We start from the raw sequence: 17,341 nt of genomic DNA on the forward strand, positions 1-17,341 counted from the left end.
ATAGGTGTTTTAGCTTTTTTTTCGGGAATAAATAATACAGTAAATTAATTATAAGCGTTGATTTATAAAGGGTTTCGATAAAATCAACGTTTATTTATGCTATTTAAGAAAATTTACGAATGTAACAATTTTGAAAAACTCTCATTGAGAAAATCATGTTATTATAAGTATATTAACAACTTTGTCAAATAAAACGCTGAAACTTCTCCGAAAGCTTTTGCGTCTTATTATAAAACAAACGAAATTGAGGTGGCTCATGATGACAAAAGAAGTTGACATTACAAAAATTATTTCAAATTTGTCTAAGTTAGGCGTTAAAGCATCGAAAACAAAATCGCGCTTAGAATTACTTAAAACACTTGCCCCACCGAAATCAACTCCGCAAACTCAAAACTAGATAACAAACTTGAATTTGCTTCGACGATGTCGGGGTTTTTTTCTGTATACATAATGCGTCAACGTCCAATCGATGGGCGTTTTTTAATACAAAAAAGAGGCTAGGACGAATGGTCCTAGCCTCTTTGTATCGTTTAAATTTCAGCTAAATCTTGCGCTTCTTTTGAATTGTATGTGTCTGTGTCTAACTCGCCTGTTGCGCGCGCTGTTGTGACGCCAGCTACCATCGAGTCACTAACATTTAATGCTGTACGCCCCATATCAATCAATGGCTCAACAGAGATTAAAATACCTGCTAATGCAACCGGTAAATCCATCGCAGATAATACGATGATCGCAGCGAATGTCGCACCGCCACCAACGCCGGCAACACCAAATGAACTAATCGCAACAACGGCGATTAACATGAAAATAAACTGCCATTCAAACGGGTTAATGCCTACGCTCGGTGCAATCATAACCGCAAGCATCGCTGGGTACACACCGGCACAACCATTTTGACCGATTGATACGCCAAATGAACCGGCGAAGTTTGCAATCCCTTCTGGCACGCCTAGACGCTTACGTTGCGTTTCGATATTCATCGGTAATGTACCCGCACTTGAACGAGAAGAGAACGCGAATAATAGCGTTGGTGCTACTTTTTTCACGTACGTGATTGGGCTCATACCTGTTAACGAAATGATAAGCAAATGAATCATAAACATCGTAATTAACGCGACATAGGAAGCAATGACGAATTTCCCCATATTGTAAATCGCATTGAAATCCGATGTTGCGACGGTGTTTGTCATAATCGCTAAAATACCAAATGGCGTTAAGCGTAATACGATTGTGACGATGCGCATCACTAACGCATAAATCGTATCGACTGCTTTTTTAATATATGTCGCATGTTCTTCGTCTTTGCGCACAAGCCCTAAATAAGCAAAACCGACGAAAACAGCGAAAATAACGACCGCGATTGTTGATGATGGACGAGCGCCTGTTAAATCTAAGAATGGATTCGCTGGAATAAATTCAAGGATTTGCTGCGGCAATGATTTGTCGCCCATTTCTTCTGATTTAGCAGTGATTTCTTGACCGCGCGCTTGTTCGGCATCGCCGCCAACTAATGATGTACCATCTAAGTTAAAGGCTAATGCAGAGGCAATCCCAACAGAAGCGGCAACGGCTGTTGTACCGACTAATACCGCTAAAATAATCGCCGCATATTTCCCAAAGCTTTTCCCCGCTACTACTTTTGTGAAAGCGGCAACGATTGAAATAAAGACTAGTGGCATCGCAACCATTTGTAATAATTTCACGTAACCTGAACCGATAATGCCGAACCAGTCTGTTGTTGTTGCTGTAATCGTTGAATCTACGCCGTAAATAAAATGAAGTGCTAGGCCGAATAAAATACCTAAACCTAAACCGGCGAAAACACGTTTAGAAAATGAGACGTGTTTTTTGTTCATGTTGAATAACAACATTAATAAAATAAACATCACGACCATATTCACAATAATCCATAGTGTATCCATGTTTATTCCTCCATATGACTTAATTAATTTTGAATAATAATGACAATGCTTATATTAATGCCACAAAACCTATAAGTCAAGTAGGTTTTATCAAAAAATGTTTTTCATTTTAGCGTGTGCTATTTCATGAATACGATATACTAGAACATGAGATATTTTTCATAAGGAGGGGCTCCCGTTGCTAAGTCAGTTAACGGATTTCACATATATTAATATTACGTCCGCCATTCTTTCGGTGACGTTGTTTATTAATTTTATTTTTGCGGCAACAATTATTTTTCTAGAGCGACGGGAACCAACGTCGACATGGGCTTGGATTCTTGTGCTCTTTTTCTTCCCTGTTGGCGGCTTTATCATCTACTTATTATTCGGTAGACGTTTGCGCCAAAAACATTTATTCCGCTGGGAAGGGAGGAAAAAAATCGGCATTGATTCGCTTGTCGACTATCAAATCGAAGCCATTAAACATAATACGTTCGAATATCGCCTAAGTGATTCCGCACATTACCGTGATTTAATTTATATGCACCTTGTCAACAATCATGCGGTGCTCACACAAGACAATAAAATCGATATTTTCGATGATGGACACGAAAAGTTTGAGATGCTTATTCAAGACATTTTAGCTGCGAAAACGAATATTCATATTCAATATTATATTTTCCGCCTCGACCATCTCGGGCAGCGTATTTTAAATGCACTAATTAAACAAGCAAAGCGCGGTGTGAAAGTGCGTCTGCTTTATGATGAAATGGGGTCGCGCGGCATACATAAACGCCACTTCAAAGAACTATTAAATGCTGGTGGTGAAGTGGAAAGCTTTTTCCCGTCGATTTTACCGCTCATTAATCCGCGTATGAATTACCGCAATCACCGTAAGCTTGTCATCGTGGACGGGCGCATCGGTTATATTGGTGGCTTTAACATTGGCGATGAATATTTAGGGCTCGATAAAAAGTTTGGCTACTGGCGCGACACGCATTTACGCATTGAAGGTAGTTCCGTGCATCCAATGCAAACGCGTTTTTTACTCGATTGGAATCAAGCATCGGACCGCAAAGACCTTGAATATGAAGACCATTTTTTCCCGACAATTTCACGTAAAGGTGAAGTCGGCTTACAAATTGTGTCGAGTGGCCCTGATTCCGACTGGGAACAAATTAAAAGTGGTTATTTAAAGCTGATTAATATGGCGAAGAAATATATTTATATCCAATCGCCGTATTTTATTCCCGACGATAGCTTTATGGACGCGGTGCGCATCGCCTGTCTATCGGGTATTGATGTGCGCATTATGATTCCAAATAAGCCCGACCATATGTTTGTGTATTGGGCGACGTATTCCCATGTAGGCGAACTCATTCAAGCCGGCGCTAAAATTTACATTTACGATAATGGCTTCTTGCATACGAAGATGATTGTCATCGATGACGAGGCATCGACAGTTGGAACGGCGAATATCGACTCGCGTAGCTTTAAGCTGAACTTTGAGGTCAATGCTTTTATTTACGACCGCAACATTTCACATCAGCTCGCTGAATTATTTGAACGCGATATGTTGTACTCACATGAATTAACACCACAAATTTATGAAGAACGCTCGCGAGTTATTAAAATGAAAGAGTCGATTTCGCGGCTATTATCACCGATTTTATAAGCAAAAAAGAGGCCGAAACAACATTGTTCCGGCCTCTTTTTAATGAAGTTGCAAATAGTGTTCAAGCGTTTGTTTTTCGCGGTAAATATTCGTTGCAGCTGTTTTGCCAACGTAGCGGAAATGCCACGGCTCATACATATACCCAGTCACCGCTTGTTGTCCTTTTGGATAGCGCATAATAAAACCGTAGCGATGCGCTGTTTTTGCGGCCCATTTCCCGGCGGCGCGCGTCCCAAAGCGCGTTGTTGCATACTCAGACGGGCGCTTCACTTCACCAATATCAAACGCTAATCCTGTTTGGTGCTCCGAATAACCCGCTCGCGCACTATAACGATCCGCTGCGTTACGACCATCTTTTTTCACATAATGATTGTACAGCGTTTGCTGGCGCGCATACGAACGATACGTGCTAAACGCCTCAAAACGATAGCCCGCTTTTTGCGCCGCCTTATTCCAACGCGTAAAAGCGGCGCGTGCTTGTTTACTTTCACCTGGCGCATAGTTCGCCGGTAGCGGATACGTTTTATTCACAACGATGAAGCCATCTACCATCGTCGGTTGTTGCGGCAATTTTTGTCCAACAATATAGCCGCCTGTATCACGCTTTGCAGAAGCCGTATCACTGTTATACAGACCAATTACAACGAGTGTACACGCTGCTAGTAGCCATTTTTTCATGACGCTCACCTCCTCCCTTTCTATACCCACCTCGTAAAAAAGCTGCCGATAATCGACAGCTTTTTTCGTTAACCTTCGACACCTAAATATTCTTCAAGTGTCGAATCATTGTTGTAAATTTCAGTAGCAATGTCGTTGCCAACATAGCGGAAATGCCATGATTCATACATATAGCCTGTTACTTCTTCTTTGCCATCTGGGTAGCGCATAATGAAACCATAATCATGTGCATTTTCAGCAAGCCATTTGCCAGCCGCTGTTTCACCGAAGCGGTTTGACGCATAATCATTCGGATTGCTCGTTTCACCAATATCAAACGCTAATCCTGTTTGATGCTCTGAAAAACCGGGTCTTGCACTATAACGATCCGCCGCTTCCTGGCCATCTTTTGCGACATAGTTATTATATAACTCCGTTTGACGGTCATACGAACGGTAGGTGCTAAACGCATTAAATGTATAGCCCGCTTGCTGAGCTGCGGCATTTAATTTAGCAAATGCCGCACGCGCGTCCGCACTTTCGCCCGGCGCATAATCGCCCGGCATCGGATAACGTTTGTTGGCAATGACAATACCATCAACCTTTTTCACTGCCGTTGCAGGTGCTTGGTCAATAATATAGCCCCCAGCATCGCGCTCTACTTCCGGTTCAGCGGGTTGTTGTTCTGGCGTTTCCTCAGTGCCGTTATCGGTCGGCGTTTCTTCTGACGTTTGCTCTGTCGCTGCTTTTTTATCAGCAGTCGGTTCCTCGTCATTACTACATGCAGCAAGAACCATCGCACTCGCTGCTAATGCAATTACTGGAAATTGAATAAACGATTTTTTCATAACTCTCTCCCCCGAATTTTGCTATATTAAATGAATAGAGACACAATAGCTGCGATTGTTAAAACACTAAAGAAAAACGAGACACCGCGCATCACTTTTGCCTCTTTCACATATCCTTTTTCATTCATATCTTTCGCACGTAATGCGTTGGTTAATGTGAACGTGAACGATATTAAAACGACTGCAATAGCAAATTGTTGCTGGAATAAAAACCATACTGCTAAAACACTCGCTACCGCCGTCACAATACCTGTTAAACGCTGAATATTCACGAGTCCATTCCACCTCCTCAAAAAAATAAGCCAGAGCGCACATACACTCTGACTCAATTATACATTATTTTTTCTTTTTCTTTTGCGCTTTCGCTGCACGTTCTGCAGGCGTTAATTTACGCTTTTCTTGTGGCTCTTCAGCGACAACTGCTTCCGTAGTAGCTTTTGCTTTTTTCTCTTTTTTAATCGGGTTACCATGTTCATCTAATGGTGGATATAAAATACGACCAAGATATGTTTGACCGACTAATAATAAACCAGAAACTGACCAATAAAGTGGCAATGCACCCATACTAGAGAATGAAATCACCATGATCATAATTGGTGAGATATACATCATGATTTTCATTTGTGCTTGTTGTTGCGTTGGCATATTGGCCATCGAAACTTTTGATTGCCAGTAGTAAATCGCACCGGCAATTAATGTCATGATAATATCTGGCTCACCAAGCTCGAACCATAAGAATTTATGTGCATGTACTTCTTCTGAATACAGAATTGCATAGTACAAGCCCATGATGATTGGCATTTGAATAATCATAGGAAGGCAACCCATATTTAGCGGATTGACATCATATTTTTTATAAAGTCCCATCATCTCTTGTTGTAGCGCCATTTGTTCTTCCTTAGAAGACGCTGCTTTTAATTTCTTTTGGATATCTTCCATTTCTGGGCGAAGTTTATCCATTTTCATCTTCATGCCTTGTTGATTTTTATACGTTTTCAGCATGAACGGCATTAAAATTAAACGAATTAAGATAGTGATGACAATAATTGCGCCACCATAGCCACCATCGAATAATGTGTTACCGAAGAAATCTAGCAGGAATTCCATAGGTTTTACAAATGTGCTATAGAAAAAGCCTTCACCATTTTTAACGGACTCACAGCCAGCTAAAAAGAACGGTGCAAGGCCCAGCATTGAAAGTAAGCCTATTTTCTTCTTCACTATTTTTTCACCTACATCATTATTTTAAACTATAGTGAAGTATACCGTATTTTTATATGACATATCAAACTAAAGCAGAATGATTTTTCGAATATTTCATAATTACACTAAACGTTCTGGCAATTGGAAGCGGAAATATTCGTGATCTGGTTGGTCGCGGAAGTGTTTCGGCGTCAAACCAACGTATTTTTTAAATATTCTTGTATAGTAACTTTGATTACAGAAGTGGAATTGCTCTGAAATGTTTGAAATGCTCTTTGTCGTATGGCGTAAGTAATATTGAGATTCCTCAACGCGACGCACATTTAAGTATTCAACAAGTGTAATACCAACATGTTCTTTAAAAATACGCGATAGATGACTTGTGCTAATTGAGAAATGTTGCGCAATATCTTCTACCGATAAATCCGTTTCGACTTCATCATCAATAAACATGATGACCTTATTAACCGTTTGGTGCTTATATGACGGTTGTTTACGCTCTGAAATGACATAGATGTAAAATTCCACTAAATCATCTGCAAATTGTAGGAATTCCGCATCGTTCATGCGCTCATCGACCATTTGTACGCATGCTGAATTAAACGCAAACGCTTTTTTAAGCGGCGCTTGGTTTTCGATTAATTTACGTGTCACAACTGACGACAACACGATAAAATAATGACGGATTGCGCGGAAAAAGTGCTTTCCTGAGCGCTCCGATAATAAATCAATTAATGCACGTAATGATTCTTTCGCTGCTTCTGTTTCTAATTGATAAATTTCTCTTATAAGCTGAGCTTCAATTTCGTAAAACTTTTCGATGCCATCATAGCGGTTCATTGTTTCTATTTCTTGAAAATAACGCTTTGAAATCGCCTCTGAGATAGAATATTGATGTTGTAACATATAGAATCCCCATCTTTCTGAAAAATACGCATTTTGTAATAACCATAAACACTCAACCAATGACAATAGTATCAATTAATGCACGCACGTATCGAACCTAATTTTTTTACAAATCCGCCGTTTAGGTCGTTCTACTTAAATAATTTACAAAGTAATTGAGTGATTTTTATAAAAATTATACAATATTATGCAGTAAAGGAAAAGAGACTTTTGAAAAAAATTATGCAATTTTTATTATTTATTGAAAAAGTTATAGTCCATTCTACATAAGTCGACAAAATATCATTTTTTTGTTACGATGGGAGAGTCTTTAGCTTCATTTTTTTAAAATAGATAAATGATTCATTTTTTCTTTTCACGAAGGTATGTTGTATTCTACTAAAATTTGGTATGCTCTAATCGTTCAAGTTGCAAAATTTTCTGCTTAAAAGCATTATTTTTGACACTATTTGTAGGAAATTTATTTTTAGTACTTAATTTTGGAAACAAACTATAGTAAAATGTTATGACAGGATGAAATGAATTTAAGATATCGGAAGAAACGAGGTATGAATGGATGGATCCTAAATCAATTGAAGAATTAATAGAGGTCATTAAAGAATTTTTCCCTGATAATACTTCTATTGTAATCTCGGATACAGAAAAGTATTTATATTATCAACCAAGCAAAAAAATCGATTTAAAGATTAAGCCTGGTGATGAGATCCCAGAAGGCTCAGCAACACATAAAGCCCTTGATTACGGCCAGAAAATTAACTCATTTATCGAACCAGATGTATTTGGTGTGCCATACTACGGTATGAGTATTCCATTATTAGAAGAAGGCGAAACAAAAGGTGCTATTACAGCTATCTTCCCACAAAAGCCATCTCCGTTCTTAACAAACTACATCACAATTAAAATCGATGATTGCTGGTACCCAGTAAAACACAATGAAGTGATTTACTTAGAAACACAACTTCGTAAAACATTTGTAAAAACGATGAAAAAAGAAGGGTACCACCGCTTAAACTTAAGCGACTTAGAACTTTTCTTATCGCCTGACACATTCATTCGTTGTCACCGCTCTTACATCGTCAACATTGACTACATCGATGAAATTCAACCAGATTCACACTCGACATTCTTATTAATCATGAAAGACGGCACGCGCATTCCTGTTAGCCAACGCTACGCTAGCTATTTCCGTCGTTCATTAGGTTTCTAATTATGTCTGTAACGAGAATTGTGCCTATGCGCAGTTCTCGTTTTTTTGTGTATTTTTTCGATATATCACGATAATACTAGCATGCTACAATAACCTTTAATTTTCTCTAATAGCTAACAAATCGTCCCTTTCATACGTCCTAAAAAGAAATTGTGACAATTTGGTGATAAAATTTAACATAATAAAGGCGCGGTTGTTTCGTTAAACAGTAACCGCACTTTAGATCAGGATTTTTCCGAATGAAGAAAGAAGGCAATTTTTTATGACTAGCAAAGTCGAAGAAAGATTACGCTTCGCCGGCTTAAACGACAAAGTAATGTCTGCTGACGCCGCTGCAGCACTAATCAACAATGGCGATACACTTGGCTTGAGTGGTTTCACTCGTGCCGGTGACGCTAAGTTTGTACCGCACGCTCTTGTAGAACGCGCAAAAGGACTAGATGATTTCAAAGTAGATGTCTATACAGGTGCTTCACTCGGTTTTGATACCGATGCGCTCATGTCTGACGCTGGCATCGTGCGCAAACGCCTACCATTCCAAGTAGACCGCACAATGCGTGGACACATCAATAACGGTGACGTTGGTTTTATCGACCAACATTTATCAGTCACCTCTGAATACTTACGTCAAGGTGCGATGAACATTGATGTGGCGATTATCGAAGCAACGGCGATTACAGAAGATGGCTACTTAATCCCAACATCATCTGTCGGTAACTCTCCTATTTATGTTGCGTCAGCTGACAAAGTCATCATCGAATTAAATGTCGCTGCGCCTGCTGAATTAGAAGGTTTACACGATATTTATGTTCCTGAAAAACAAGGTGAGCGTGGCCCAATCCCAATCATGCATGCAAATGACCGCGTTGGTGCAAAAGGTATTAAACTCGACATGACAAAAGTAGTCGCAATCGTTGTCACAGAACAAGAAGATTCCCCTTCTACGATCGTGCCTCCAGATGCCGAAACGCAACAAATGGCCAACCACTTACTTGAATTTTTCCGTAAAGAAATTAAAGAAGGGCGCCTAACAAACACATTAGCGCCGCTTCAATCAGGTATTGGCTCGGTCGCAAACGCTGTGCTTGCAGGTATGGTGGACTCTGAGTTTGAAGAACTTGAAGTGTATTCTGAAGTACTACAAGATGCCGTATTCGAATTAATCGATGCCGGCAAAGTAAAATCCGCTTCTTGCTGTTCCTTTACATTATCTCGCGAGAAAATGGATACTGTACTTCCTCGCTTAAAAGATTATGCAGATAAGCTCGTATTACGCCCACAAGACATTTCAAACAGCCCTGAAGTAATTCGTCGTTTAGGTCTGATTTGCATGAATACTGCGCTTGAATTTGATATTTACGGCAACGTCAATTCTACACACGTCTCCGGCAGCAAAATGATGAATGGTATCGGCGGTTCTGGTGACTTTGCACGCGCCGGCCGCCTCTCTATTTTCGTCACAAAATCAGTCGCAAAAGACGGCAAAATTTCATCGATTGTGCCAATGGTATCGCATGTCGACCATACCGAGCATGATGTCGATGTTGTCGTGACTGAACAAGGGATTGCCGACCTACGTGGCTTAACACCTCGCGAACGCGCTGAGTTGATTATTAAGAACTGTGCGCACCCAATGTATAAAGAAGCGCTCCAAAGCTATTATGATGAAGCTAAAGCAACGGTTGGCGGTCAAACACCGCATATGCTTACAAAAGCATTTACATTCCATAACAATCTTGCAGAACATGGGACAATGTTACATTAAACAACACAACAAGAGGCTGAAAATATCCTCTCAGATGAGCATAAAAAAAACCGGAATCGCGCGGTGACGCGGTTCCGGTTTTTCGTTGTGAACGCCAAAAAAGAAACATGACACGTTTTGTCGCAGCCTCTTTTTTTATGCGTTTTTTGAATCGGTATCTTGTTTCTCATTGAAATATTGCACCGATGTGCCAGCACCTTCTGAAATCATATCGCGATCTTCGATTTGGTACGATGCGGCATTTTTTAATTCTTTTTCATTGTCATCTTCGGTCTGCGCCTCTTCATTTTCATAACCTACTTTTGTCAGCGCACCTTCATCAGCCATCTCTTTATCTTCAATGAAATATTCTAAATTATCGCGTTCATCGACTTCTTCTTGCTTTTCTTCGTTGAAGTACTGCACAGTTGTTAAAGCGCCTTCTTCAACCATTTCCTTCTCACCGATATAATAAGATGTATCGCGGTCTGGAATAATCGTATGATCACCCGTTTCTGGGTCTGCTGCACGCTTACTTGCAATAGTTTGCTTTTGTTGCGCCACAAATTCGCCGACTTTATCTTTTGTGCTATTAAATGCCGCTGTTGCTTTATCACGGTTTTCTTGCTTACGTAAATAAGCGTAGGCCCCTGCTGCAAGTCCTGCAATGAGAAGTTTATTTTTTTTATTCGCCATAGTAAAGCCCTCCCGTTACGTTCTATAGTTAACAAATACCCCCGAATCATGCGTTTTAATCCATACTTTTATCGTAAATCTTGAACGAAGATGTTACATATGGCGTTTTTGTGCTACGATAATGTCACAAATGACCATCGAAACGGAGTGGAAGAAATGCCAACTAAGGGCGACTTAACGAAACAACGCATTTTAGACGTTGCTCGCGGATTATTTTATCAAAAAGGCTTTGACGCAACTTCGACAGCAGAAATTGCTCGTGGTGCTGCTATTTCAGAGGCTGCGATGTATAAATATTACAAAAGCAAAAAAGATTTATTAACAGCCGCTGTACAACCAACCTATTTTATTGAAGATGACTCTACGTATTCAACATTAACAAATAGTGAATTGGTGCAACGTTGGACGGCGTTATTTTTAGAAAAAGTTGAAAATAATTTGCAGCAATACATTATTTTATTTAGTGAATCGGTCAAATATCCGGAATTATCCGCAACGTATTTAGCGACATTTCATAAGGAAACGGCCGCCGATACCGAAGTACAAAAACGTATGCGTACAGGCGATTTCCCAGAGATTGATATGACGCTCCTACAAGTTGGTATGATTGGCGCATTGATTGCGATGGTACAACATCTCGTTATTTATAAAAAGCAACATGATTTAAGCAGCGTGCCGCCAAAAGTGAAAGACGTTATTAGCAGTATTATTAGTGGCAAGTTTTTTAGTTAAACATGGCAAGAGGCTTGACAAAACAATTTTCTTTTTTAGCGTTCACAACGAAAAACCGGAACCGCGCCACCGCGCGATTCCGGTTTTTCTTATGCTCATCTAAGAGGGTATTTTCAGCCTCTTGTTGATTATTTAATTTGTTCGTGATTGTTTGAAACTCGGTGTTGTGCTTTTTTGCCAACCGGTGATTCTTGCGGTTGATCTTTTTTACGTGTGAAGCATAGGATTGCGGCAATATAAAATAAAATTGACGGTACAGAAATGAGGCAAGAGAAAATACCTGCACCGATAAATAAAATGCCTGCTAATTTCGTATCGCTATTGAGTTTAATCATACCTGCTGTGCCGATAATTAAACTAATAACTAACACGACGATGACAAACCAACCAACCGAGCCAAATAGTTGTGAAATATTTTGGAGCCCGGTCATTGTCAACTCGGTACCTGTACGTTGTTGCACGTCATCAATAATTTGTTGCTGAACGCCATCATTTTTAAGAAAACTATCCATACTAAAGAAAAATATGCCGGTGCCTGCGATGCCAAAAACATTTAAAATCGACGCAATCATCGCCAGCACTTTTTCAATCGTTCGGTTCATAGGTTCTCACCCCTTCTTCATACGCCTGCGCACCGAATTGGTTACCTACTGTATTCGCCCTATTCTTTCCTATACCCTTTTCATCAATTTAAAAAAACGAGGTGGATTATTACCAACCTCGTTTTTCGTCACAATTACGAAACTTTTACATCATCGTAATCTGTTGATTTATCGAATGATGCTACTACATAAGAGCATACTGCTTCGATTTTGTAATTTTTTTCGCGTGCAAAGTCTGCCGCACGATTTAATAATTGTTTTGCAACGCCTTGTCCTCGAAGTGAATCATCGACGAATGTGTGCTCAACGACCATAACATCTCCAAGTTGTGTCCAGCTAATCTCAGCATCTACATGCTCGCCTTCTTTATGTTGAAAAGCGTACTCTTCGCCTCCGCGGTTTGTTAATTCAAATTCCATGTGGTCCACTCCCTTTACTAAATTACCGTCATTGTAGCATATATTTTCCAAATTAGCTGTTGCTAACTATTGCTCCAATGCTAATGGATGCAACGATGCTTCAATCTCATCGCGGCGTCTTTCTAAAAATGGTGGCAATGCTAATTCTTCGCCCATATGTTCTAGCGGCTCATCAGAAGAGAAGCCTGGTTCATCTGTTGATACTTCAAACAAAATACCGTTTGGGTCGCGGTAATACACAGCTTTGAATTGAACTACCCCCACTTAGCCGTTCTTCGAACGTTGCTTGAAGTGGGAGATTCCTACGAACAGTGCTTGCTTGTTTCCACTTGTTCGAAACAGCGGCTTCACTTTTTTAGTAGGCTATCCCCGTAGTTCCTACGGTTTGGTTGCTTCGAAAAGGCGTAATCCTTCTGCTAAGATGTTGCGACTTGCATTGACATCCCGGTCGAGGGTTGTGTGGCAAGCTGGACATACCCACTCGCGAATAGCTAATGTTTTTTTGCCATCACGGTGCCCACATACATGGCATAGCTGGCTTGATGGGAAGAAGCGATTGATTTTCATGACTGCTCGACCATACCATTTCGCTTTATATTTCAGCTTTTGGACGAATGAGGACCAGGATACGTCACTAATCGCTTTCGCTAGTTTATGATTTTTCAACATGCCTTTGATATTTAAGTCCTCTAGACAGATGACGTCATACTGGCGGACTAATTCCGTTGATAGTTTTGGTTATCCACTTTACGCCCATCGGAAAGAATCGCGAAGTCAGTGATGCCTAAATCTATCCCAACAGATTGGTTTGTTTTAGGCAAAGGCTTGAAGTCGGGTACTTCACACAAAAGCGACACGTAGAATTTGCCACTTGCATTATATTTGATTGTTGCTTTCAGTATACGGCCTTCAATGTCACGCGACTTCGCAAACTTCACACGCCCTAATTTTGGTAGTTTCATTTGATTGCCGACAATCGCAATACAGTTATGGCTGTTCTTCGTTGTATAGCTTTGAACAAGGTTCTTTTTACTTTTGAAACGAGGATACTTATTTTGTCCTTTGAAAAAACGTTTAAAAGCATCCATTAAATTTTCATAAGAGGCTTGTAACGCCACACTATCTACATTGCGTAACCATGCCGTATCATCTTGTTTTTTCATCTTTGTGAGCATTTTAGACATGATGGAACGATTCAACCCTTTTCCTTCTTCTTTATAAGAAGTATTCCAACGTTCAAGGAAATGGTTATAGACAAAACGACAATGTCCATGTGTTTGATGAATAAGCGCTTGCTGGTCTTTATTTGGGTAGATACGGAATTTATACGCTTTATGTGGCATAACAGTCACCTCTTTCTAATCATTATTTTGTCCTTGAGACTGAATATATTTTTTAATCGTTTCTATCGATGCACCGCCAGTTGTTACAAGACAGTAACTTTTAGACCAAAACATTCCTTGCCATAATTGCTGTTTGATTTCTGGAAAATCTCGTTTTATTAATCGTGAGCTTGCGGATTTATACGCATTGATGAATTTTGAAAGTTCGGTATTAGGGTGTGCTTTAAATAAAATGTGAACATGGTCTTTATCATGGTGCCATTCGATTAAAGATATGTTGTAGTTGCTTCCTATTCTTTCAAAAATATCTTTTGCGTAATTTGATTTCTCATCATTAAATACTTTTTTTCGGTATTTGACGACTAAAACTAAGTGGTAATTCAATGAGAACACTGAATGATTATTGCTATCTAAAACCATTGTTGCATCAGCCTTTCTTGTTTATAACACTGATTATACAATCAAGCTGATTTACAGTCAAGACTTAATGCCCTGTAGCATTCACCACCCACCTACTCGCTACGCTCGTTGAGGTGGGCGTCCTCTGCTACATTTAAGATAGAAGCGGTCGATTTTACCTGACGTATGCAATCCTAACGCTTCGTACTGCGCAATCATCGCGTCATATTCTTCGACTGATTTTACGCGGAAGGCAACATGGTGAACACTGCCGCGGCCATGACGTTCAATTGGTAAATCATGACGTTCTTCAATGTGTACTTCACCTGCTGGACCACCTTCACCTGACGAATAAACAACGATGTCTCGTTGACCTGCTACTGGCGATGGATACGTTCCTACTTTTTTGAAACCATAAAGCTGCGTTAAGACGTTTTCCGTTGCCGCTGGTTTTGCAAGCGTTAATGTTACGCCACCTAAGCCGACAAGCGCAAATTGTTCTGGGACATCTGTTTCTGTCCACGGCGTCCCGTATGGAATACCGGTGCCATCATCCACTACTAATAAGAAACGCGCGTCCTCAAAATCTTGGAATGGCAATACTTTACGACCAAAGCGCTCTGTAATGTCGCCATGTGCGATGTTGTTATCATCAAAGCGTTTTACCCAGTAATGAAGCGCTTCTTCCGATGTCACGCGAAATGCTGTTGAGTTAATACTTGATACGCCTGGTAATGTGCGTCCCATGCCTGGAATATCAAAGTATGTCATATCTGTTCCTGGTGTACCGACTGCATCGGCATAAAATAAATGATATGATGAAGTATTGTCTTGGTTAACTGTTTTTTTCACAAGACGTAAACCTAAAATTTGTGTGAAGAAATGATGGTTGCGTTCGATTTGTGCTGTAATTGCTGATACGTGGTGAATTCCTGCTACGTTTACGGTCATGTTTGTTCGCTCCTTTTACTTTATCTTGAATTCAAGATTCTTTATAGACATATAATAGCACATATTTTTTATTTTGCAACGCGAAACGCATTTTTTTACTACAAAAAAAGACTGGGTCATGCTATCATCGCCCAGTCTCATTACATTATTGAGTTGTGTCTGTCTCGGTATTGTCATCGCCAATGCCAAATAAGTTTTTGAACCATTGGACAACTTTATCCCAAAATCCTGTATTTTCGTTAACGCTATCTTTTAAGTTGTTAATTGAATCCGTTATCTTGCTTCCTAAGTCATTCAATTGATCGGACCATTGACCGAAATTAATATCTAGGTTGCTAATTTTGTCCATTAAATCAACAAGTAATTGACGGTCCTCATCGCTCAAAGTAATTTGTAAGCTTTGCAATTTGTCATCGACAATTTGTGCAACTTCCTCTTTTGTCGCTGGTTTTTGCTCCGCAATTTGTTGTTTGATTTCCGTTAATAATTGACTCACCTTGTCTTGGTCAATGCCGGCTTTATCAGACAATGTCGTCGCAACGCCTAGCTCTTGGTTCGCCACATCGGTACGCTCCGTATCTAACTTTTCACCGGTTGTTGCTTCGTATGCTTTGTACACACCCGCAAGCGCCGAGTGACCTGTTACTGGCTTCGGCGCCGCAACTTCTACTTTCGCATCGCTAATCCCTGCCGTTAACATCGCATTCGAATACATATCTGATGTTACTTGCGTAATATTTTGTGGTGTTTTAATTTCTACGACAATGCCGTAACCTGAATCTTCAGGCGTAATTTTTGCAGAGGAATACAATCTGGCAGAGGAATTCCCATTTTGAATATATTTTGCAATGTCGCCACCGGTTACTGTTACTTCCTTCACCGTACCAGAAACGCCTAATTCTTTTTTAACTGTTTCTTTTTCACTATCAGTTAAAGAACCCCCGTACACAACGATTGGGTCGCCTAATTTTTCATTCACAACTTCCGCTGAAGCTGATTGAGTAAAACTTGTCATCGTAACGGCTGTTGCGCCGACTGCTGCTGTCGTTAGGCATAATGCTGCAATAATGGCATAAGCTCGTTTTTTCATCGTTTTGTCTCTCCCTTAAATAACTATTTTGATTATAATACGCAAAAAAGGACGAAAAAGTTTCATTCCTTCTTTTTCGTCCTCTTATTATTAATGTTTAATTTTTGTCCAACCGTCCACTTGCTCGATGCGACCAGCTTTCATTAACGTCCCTAATGCGCGTTTAAATGACCCTTTTGAAATATTGAACATGTCTTTAATTTCGTCTGGTGATGATTTATCACCAAATGGCATTTGACCGCCTACTTCTTCAAGGTATTTAAAAATTTGCTCCGCATCACCCGTTAAACGTTCGTATACACGTGGCTTCATTGAGGCATTTAACGTGCCATCTTCTTTCACTTCGATAATACGCACGCTCACATCTTGCCCTAGGCGTGGCTCTGCATCGCGCTCTGTTTCGTGTACAAAAATGCGGTATGGCTTCTCGACGCCTATTAAAAATGTACCGATTGGTAATAGGCGGTACGGACGCGCTACAATATTTTGATTAAACAGCGTTTCTTCGCCGTCCTCAAATTGCTCCATCATACGTTCTTCGGTAATTAAACGACCAAATAAGTTGCCGTTATAATCAACGCGTAACGTAATGAATAAATGGTCGCCTACTTCTGGCCATACGTCTTCCATTTGCGGTAAATCTTCTGCTGGTACGATAACTTCGCGTGACGTACCAATATCCACAACAGCACCATCATGACGTGACATACGCATAACGCGTGCCCAGCCAAATGTGTCCTTTGTAATCGTTGGAATCGCCGTCGTTGCCGCTAAATCGCCTCGGCGGTCAGCGTATAAAAATACTTTTACTTTATCGTGCTCGTTTAACTCCTCAAGCACTTCCGATGCGTTTAGTGGCACATCCACTTCATCGTTTGTTAATACATATTGAGATGCTAACTTTTCTTTCACAATAAGTGTTACAACATCTCCTGATTGTAATTCAGTCATGTTAAAACTCCTCT

19 protein-coding genes and 1 pseudogene are annotated in these 17,341 nt (G+C 40.2%); 5 read left to right on the forward strand and 15 right to left on the reverse strand.

Annotated features, from left to right (window positions below; all coding sequences use genetic code 11):
- The first annotated feature begins 259 nt into the window (after positions 1 to 259).
- Complete coding sequence (locus V514_RS20520; protein ID WP_199754697.1) at positions 260 to 397, forward strand: Lmo0850 family protein; 138 nt, start codon at positions 260 to 262, stop codon at positions 395 to 397.
- A gap of 133 nt (positions 398 to 530) precedes the next feature.
- Here the strand turns inward: V514_RS20520 and V514_RS0113515 are convergent, their stop codons facing one another.
- On the reverse strand, positions 531 to 1,922 hold the full coding sequence (locus tag V514_RS0113515; protein WP_029500445.1) for an L-cystine transporter: 1,392 nt from the start codon (positions 1,920 to 1,922) through the stop codon (positions 531 to 533).
- A gap of 208 nt (positions 1,923 to 2,130) precedes the next feature.
- Between V514_RS0113515 and cls the strand changes: the two genes are divergently transcribed.
- Complete coding sequence (gene cls / locus V514_RS0113520; protein WP_029500446.1) at positions 2,131 to 3,579, forward strand: cardiolipin synthase; 1,449 nt, start codon at positions 2,131 to 2,133, stop codon at positions 3,577 to 3,579.
- A 39-nt stretch (positions 3,580 to 3,618) separates the two neighbouring features.
- Here cls and V514_RS0113525 read toward each other — a convergent pair whose 3' ends face one another.
- The 5 genes from V514_RS0113525 to V514_RS0113545 form a co-directional block, all read right to left on the reverse strand.
- Positions 3,619 to 4,257: a M15 family metallopeptidase gene (locus tag V514_RS0113525; protein WP_029500447.1), complete on the reverse strand. Its 639-nt coding sequence runs from the start codon at positions 4,255 to 4,257 to the stop codon at positions 3,619 to 3,621.
- A 68-nt stretch (positions 4,258 to 4,325) separates the two neighbouring features.
- Positions 4,326 to 5,084 carry a M15 family metallopeptidase gene (locus V514_RS0113530; protein WP_029500448.1) on the reverse strand — a complete coding sequence of 253 codons (759 nt, stop codon included), beginning with the start codon at positions 5,082 to 5,084 and terminating at the stop codon, positions 4,326 to 4,328.
- 26 nt (positions 5,085 to 5,110) lie between these two features.
- Positions 5,111 to 5,356: a hypothetical protein gene (locus V514_RS0113535; protein WP_029500449.1), complete on the reverse strand. Its 246-nt coding sequence runs from the start codon at positions 5,354 to 5,356 to the stop codon at positions 5,111 to 5,113.
- 64 nt (positions 5,357 to 5,420) lie between these two features.
- A complete protein-coding gene (gene yidC / locus V514_RS0113540; protein ID WP_029500450.1) occupies positions 5,421 to 6,305 on the reverse strand; it encodes a membrane protein insertase YidC in 885 nt (294 codons plus the stop codon).
- A gap of 102 nt (positions 6,306 to 6,407) precedes the next feature.
- Positions 6,408 to 7,193 carry an AraC family transcriptional regulator gene (locus V514_RS0113545; RefSeq protein ID WP_029500451.1) on the reverse strand — a complete coding sequence of 262 codons (786 nt, stop codon included), beginning with the start codon at positions 7,191 to 7,193 and terminating at the stop codon, positions 6,408 to 6,410.
- A gap of 556 nt (positions 7,194 to 7,749) precedes the next feature.
- On the opposite strand from V514_RS0113545, the gene V514_RS0113550 reads away from it, so the two are divergent.
- Positions 7,750 to 8,400: a LytTR family DNA-binding domain-containing protein gene (locus V514_RS0113550; protein ID WP_010307316.1), complete on the forward strand. Its 651-nt coding sequence runs from the start codon at positions 7,750 to 7,752 to the stop codon at positions 8,398 to 8,400.
- A gap of 262 nt (positions 8,401 to 8,662) precedes the next feature.
- Entirely contained in the window at positions 8,663 to 10,165 is a 1,503-nt protein-coding gene (locus V514_RS0113555) for a succinate CoA transferase (RefSeq protein WP_029500452.1), read from the forward strand.
- A gap of 135 nt (positions 10,166 to 10,300) precedes the next feature.
- On the opposite strand, the gene V514_RS20555 is transcribed toward V514_RS0113555, so the two are convergent.
- On the reverse strand, positions 10,301 to 10,840 hold the full coding sequence (locus V514_RS20555) for a hypothetical protein (RefSeq protein WP_029500453.1): 540 nt from the start codon (positions 10,838 to 10,840) through the stop codon (positions 10,301 to 10,303).
- Between the two features lie 156 nt (positions 10,841 to 10,996).
- On the opposite strand from V514_RS20555, the gene V514_RS0113565 reads away from it, so the two are divergent.
- Complete coding sequence (locus V514_RS0113565) at positions 10,997 to 11,572, forward strand: TetR/AcrR family transcriptional regulator (RefSeq protein WP_029500454.1); 576 nt, start codon at positions 10,997 to 10,999, stop codon at positions 11,570 to 11,572.
- Positions 11,573 to 11,700: 128 nt separating this feature from the next.
- Here the strand turns inward: V514_RS0113565 and V514_RS0113570 are convergent, their stop codons facing one another.
- From V514_RS0113570 to V514_RS0113605, 8 genes and pseudogenes are all read right to left on the reverse strand, one after another.
- Complete coding sequence (locus tag V514_RS0113570; protein WP_029500455.1) at positions 11,701 to 12,174, reverse strand: DUF4064 domain-containing protein; 474 nt, start codon at positions 12,172 to 12,174, stop codon at positions 11,701 to 11,703.
- Positions 12,175 to 12,308: 134 nt separating this feature from the next.
- Positions 12,309 to 12,593, reverse strand: a complete 285-nt coding sequence (locus V514_RS0113575) for a GNAT family N-acetyltransferase (protein WP_029500456.1) — start codon at positions 12,591 to 12,593, stop codon at positions 12,309 to 12,311.
- A 66-nt stretch (positions 12,594 to 12,659) separates the two neighbouring features.
- Positions 12,660 to 12,857: a VOC family protein gene (locus tag V514_RS0113580; protein WP_029500457.1), complete on the reverse strand. Its 198-nt coding sequence runs from the start codon at positions 12,855 to 12,857 to the stop codon at positions 12,660 to 12,662.
- A gap of 91 nt (positions 12,858 to 12,948) precedes the next feature.
- A pseudogene (locus V514_RS19290) lies at positions 12,949 to 13,936 on the reverse strand (RNA-guided endonuclease TnpB family protein).
- 15 nt (positions 13,937 to 13,951) lie between these two features.
- Positions 13,952 to 14,356: an IS200/IS605 family transposase gene (tnpA, locus tag V514_RS0113590; RefSeq protein ID WP_029500458.1), complete on the reverse strand. Its 405-nt coding sequence runs from the start codon at positions 14,354 to 14,356 to the stop codon at positions 13,952 to 13,954.
- A gap of 99 nt (positions 14,357 to 14,455) precedes the next feature.
- Entirely contained in the window at positions 14,456 to 15,286 is an 831-nt protein-coding gene (locus tag V514_RS0113595) for a VOC family protein (protein WP_029500459.1), read from the reverse strand.
- Between the two features lie 145 nt (positions 15,287 to 15,431).
- Positions 15,432 to 16,376, reverse strand: a complete 945-nt coding sequence (locus tag V514_RS0113600; protein ID WP_029500460.1) for a DUF1002 domain-containing protein — start codon at positions 16,374 to 16,376, stop codon at positions 15,432 to 15,434.
- A gap of 90 nt (positions 16,377 to 16,466) precedes the next feature.
- Complete coding sequence (locus V514_RS0113605; RefSeq protein ID WP_029500461.1) at positions 16,467 to 17,327, reverse strand: CvfB family protein; 861 nt, start codon at positions 17,325 to 17,327, stop codon at positions 16,467 to 16,469.
- Positions 17,328 to 17,341: the final 14 nt, after the last annotated feature.

Source organism: Kurthia huakuii LAM0618 (assembly GCF_000505545.1).
Classification (GTDB): Bacteria; Bacillota; Bacilli; order Bacillales_A; family Planococcaceae; genus Kurthia; species Kurthia huakuii.

Bases quoted from the DNA above. Each gene is read 5' to 3' on its own strand.
- V514_RS0113605 (WP_029500461.1), bottom strand. From the start codon at position 17,327: ATGACTGAATTACAATCAGGAGATGTTGTAACACTTATTGTGAAAGAA.
- V514_RS0113600 (WP_029500460.1), bottom strand. From the start codon at position 16,376: ATGAAAAAACGAGCTTATGCCATTATTGCAGCATTATGCCTAACGACA.
- V514_RS0113550 (WP_010307316.1), top strand. From the start codon at position 7,750: ATGGATCCTAAATCAATTGAAGAATTAATAGAGGTCATTAAAGAATTT.
- V514_RS0113525 (WP_029500447.1), bottom strand. From the start codon at position 4,257: ATGAAAAAATGGCTACTAGCAGCGTGTACACTCGTTGTAATTGGTCTG.
- V514_RS0113595 (WP_029500459.1), bottom strand. From the start codon at position 15,286: ATGACCGTAAACGTAGCAGGAATTCACCACGTATCAGCAATTACAGCA.
- V514_RS0113515 (WP_029500445.1), bottom strand. From the start codon at position 1,922: ATGGATACACTATGGATTATTGTGAATATGGTCGTGATGTTTATTTTA.
- V514_RS0113575 (WP_029500456.1), bottom strand. From the start codon at position 12,593: ATGGAATTTGAATTAACAAACCGCGGAGGCGAAGAGTACGCTTTTCAA.
- V514_RS0113570 (WP_029500455.1), bottom strand. From the start codon at position 12,174: ATGAACCGAACGATTGAAAAAGTGCTGGCGATGATTGCGTCGATTTTA.
- tnpA (WP_029500458.1), bottom strand. From the start codon at position 14,356: ATGGTTTTAGATAGCAATAATCATTCAGTGTTCTCATTGAATTACCAC.
- V514_RS0113565 (WP_029500454.1), top strand. From the start codon at position 10,997: ATGCCAACTAAGGGCGACTTAACGAAACAACGCATTTTAGACGTTGCT.
- V514_RS0113530 (WP_029500448.1), bottom strand. From the start codon at position 5,084: ATGAAAAAATCGTTTATTCAATTTCCAGTAATTGCATTAGCAGCGAGT.
- V514_RS0113545 (WP_029500451.1), bottom strand. From the start codon at position 7,193: ATGTTACAACATCAATATTCTATCTCAGAGGCGATTTCAAAGCGTTAT.
- V514_RS0113555 (WP_029500452.1), top strand. From the start codon at position 8,663: ATGACTAGCAAAGTCGAAGAAAGATTACGCTTCGCCGGCTTAAACGAC.
- V514_RS20520 (WP_199754697.1), top strand. From the start codon at position 260: ATGACAAAAGAAGTTGACATTACAAAAATTATTTCAAATTTGTCTAAG.
- V514_RS20555 (WP_029500453.1), bottom strand. From the start codon at position 10,840: ATGGCGAATAAAAAAAATAAACTTCTCATTGCAGGACTTGCAGCAGGG.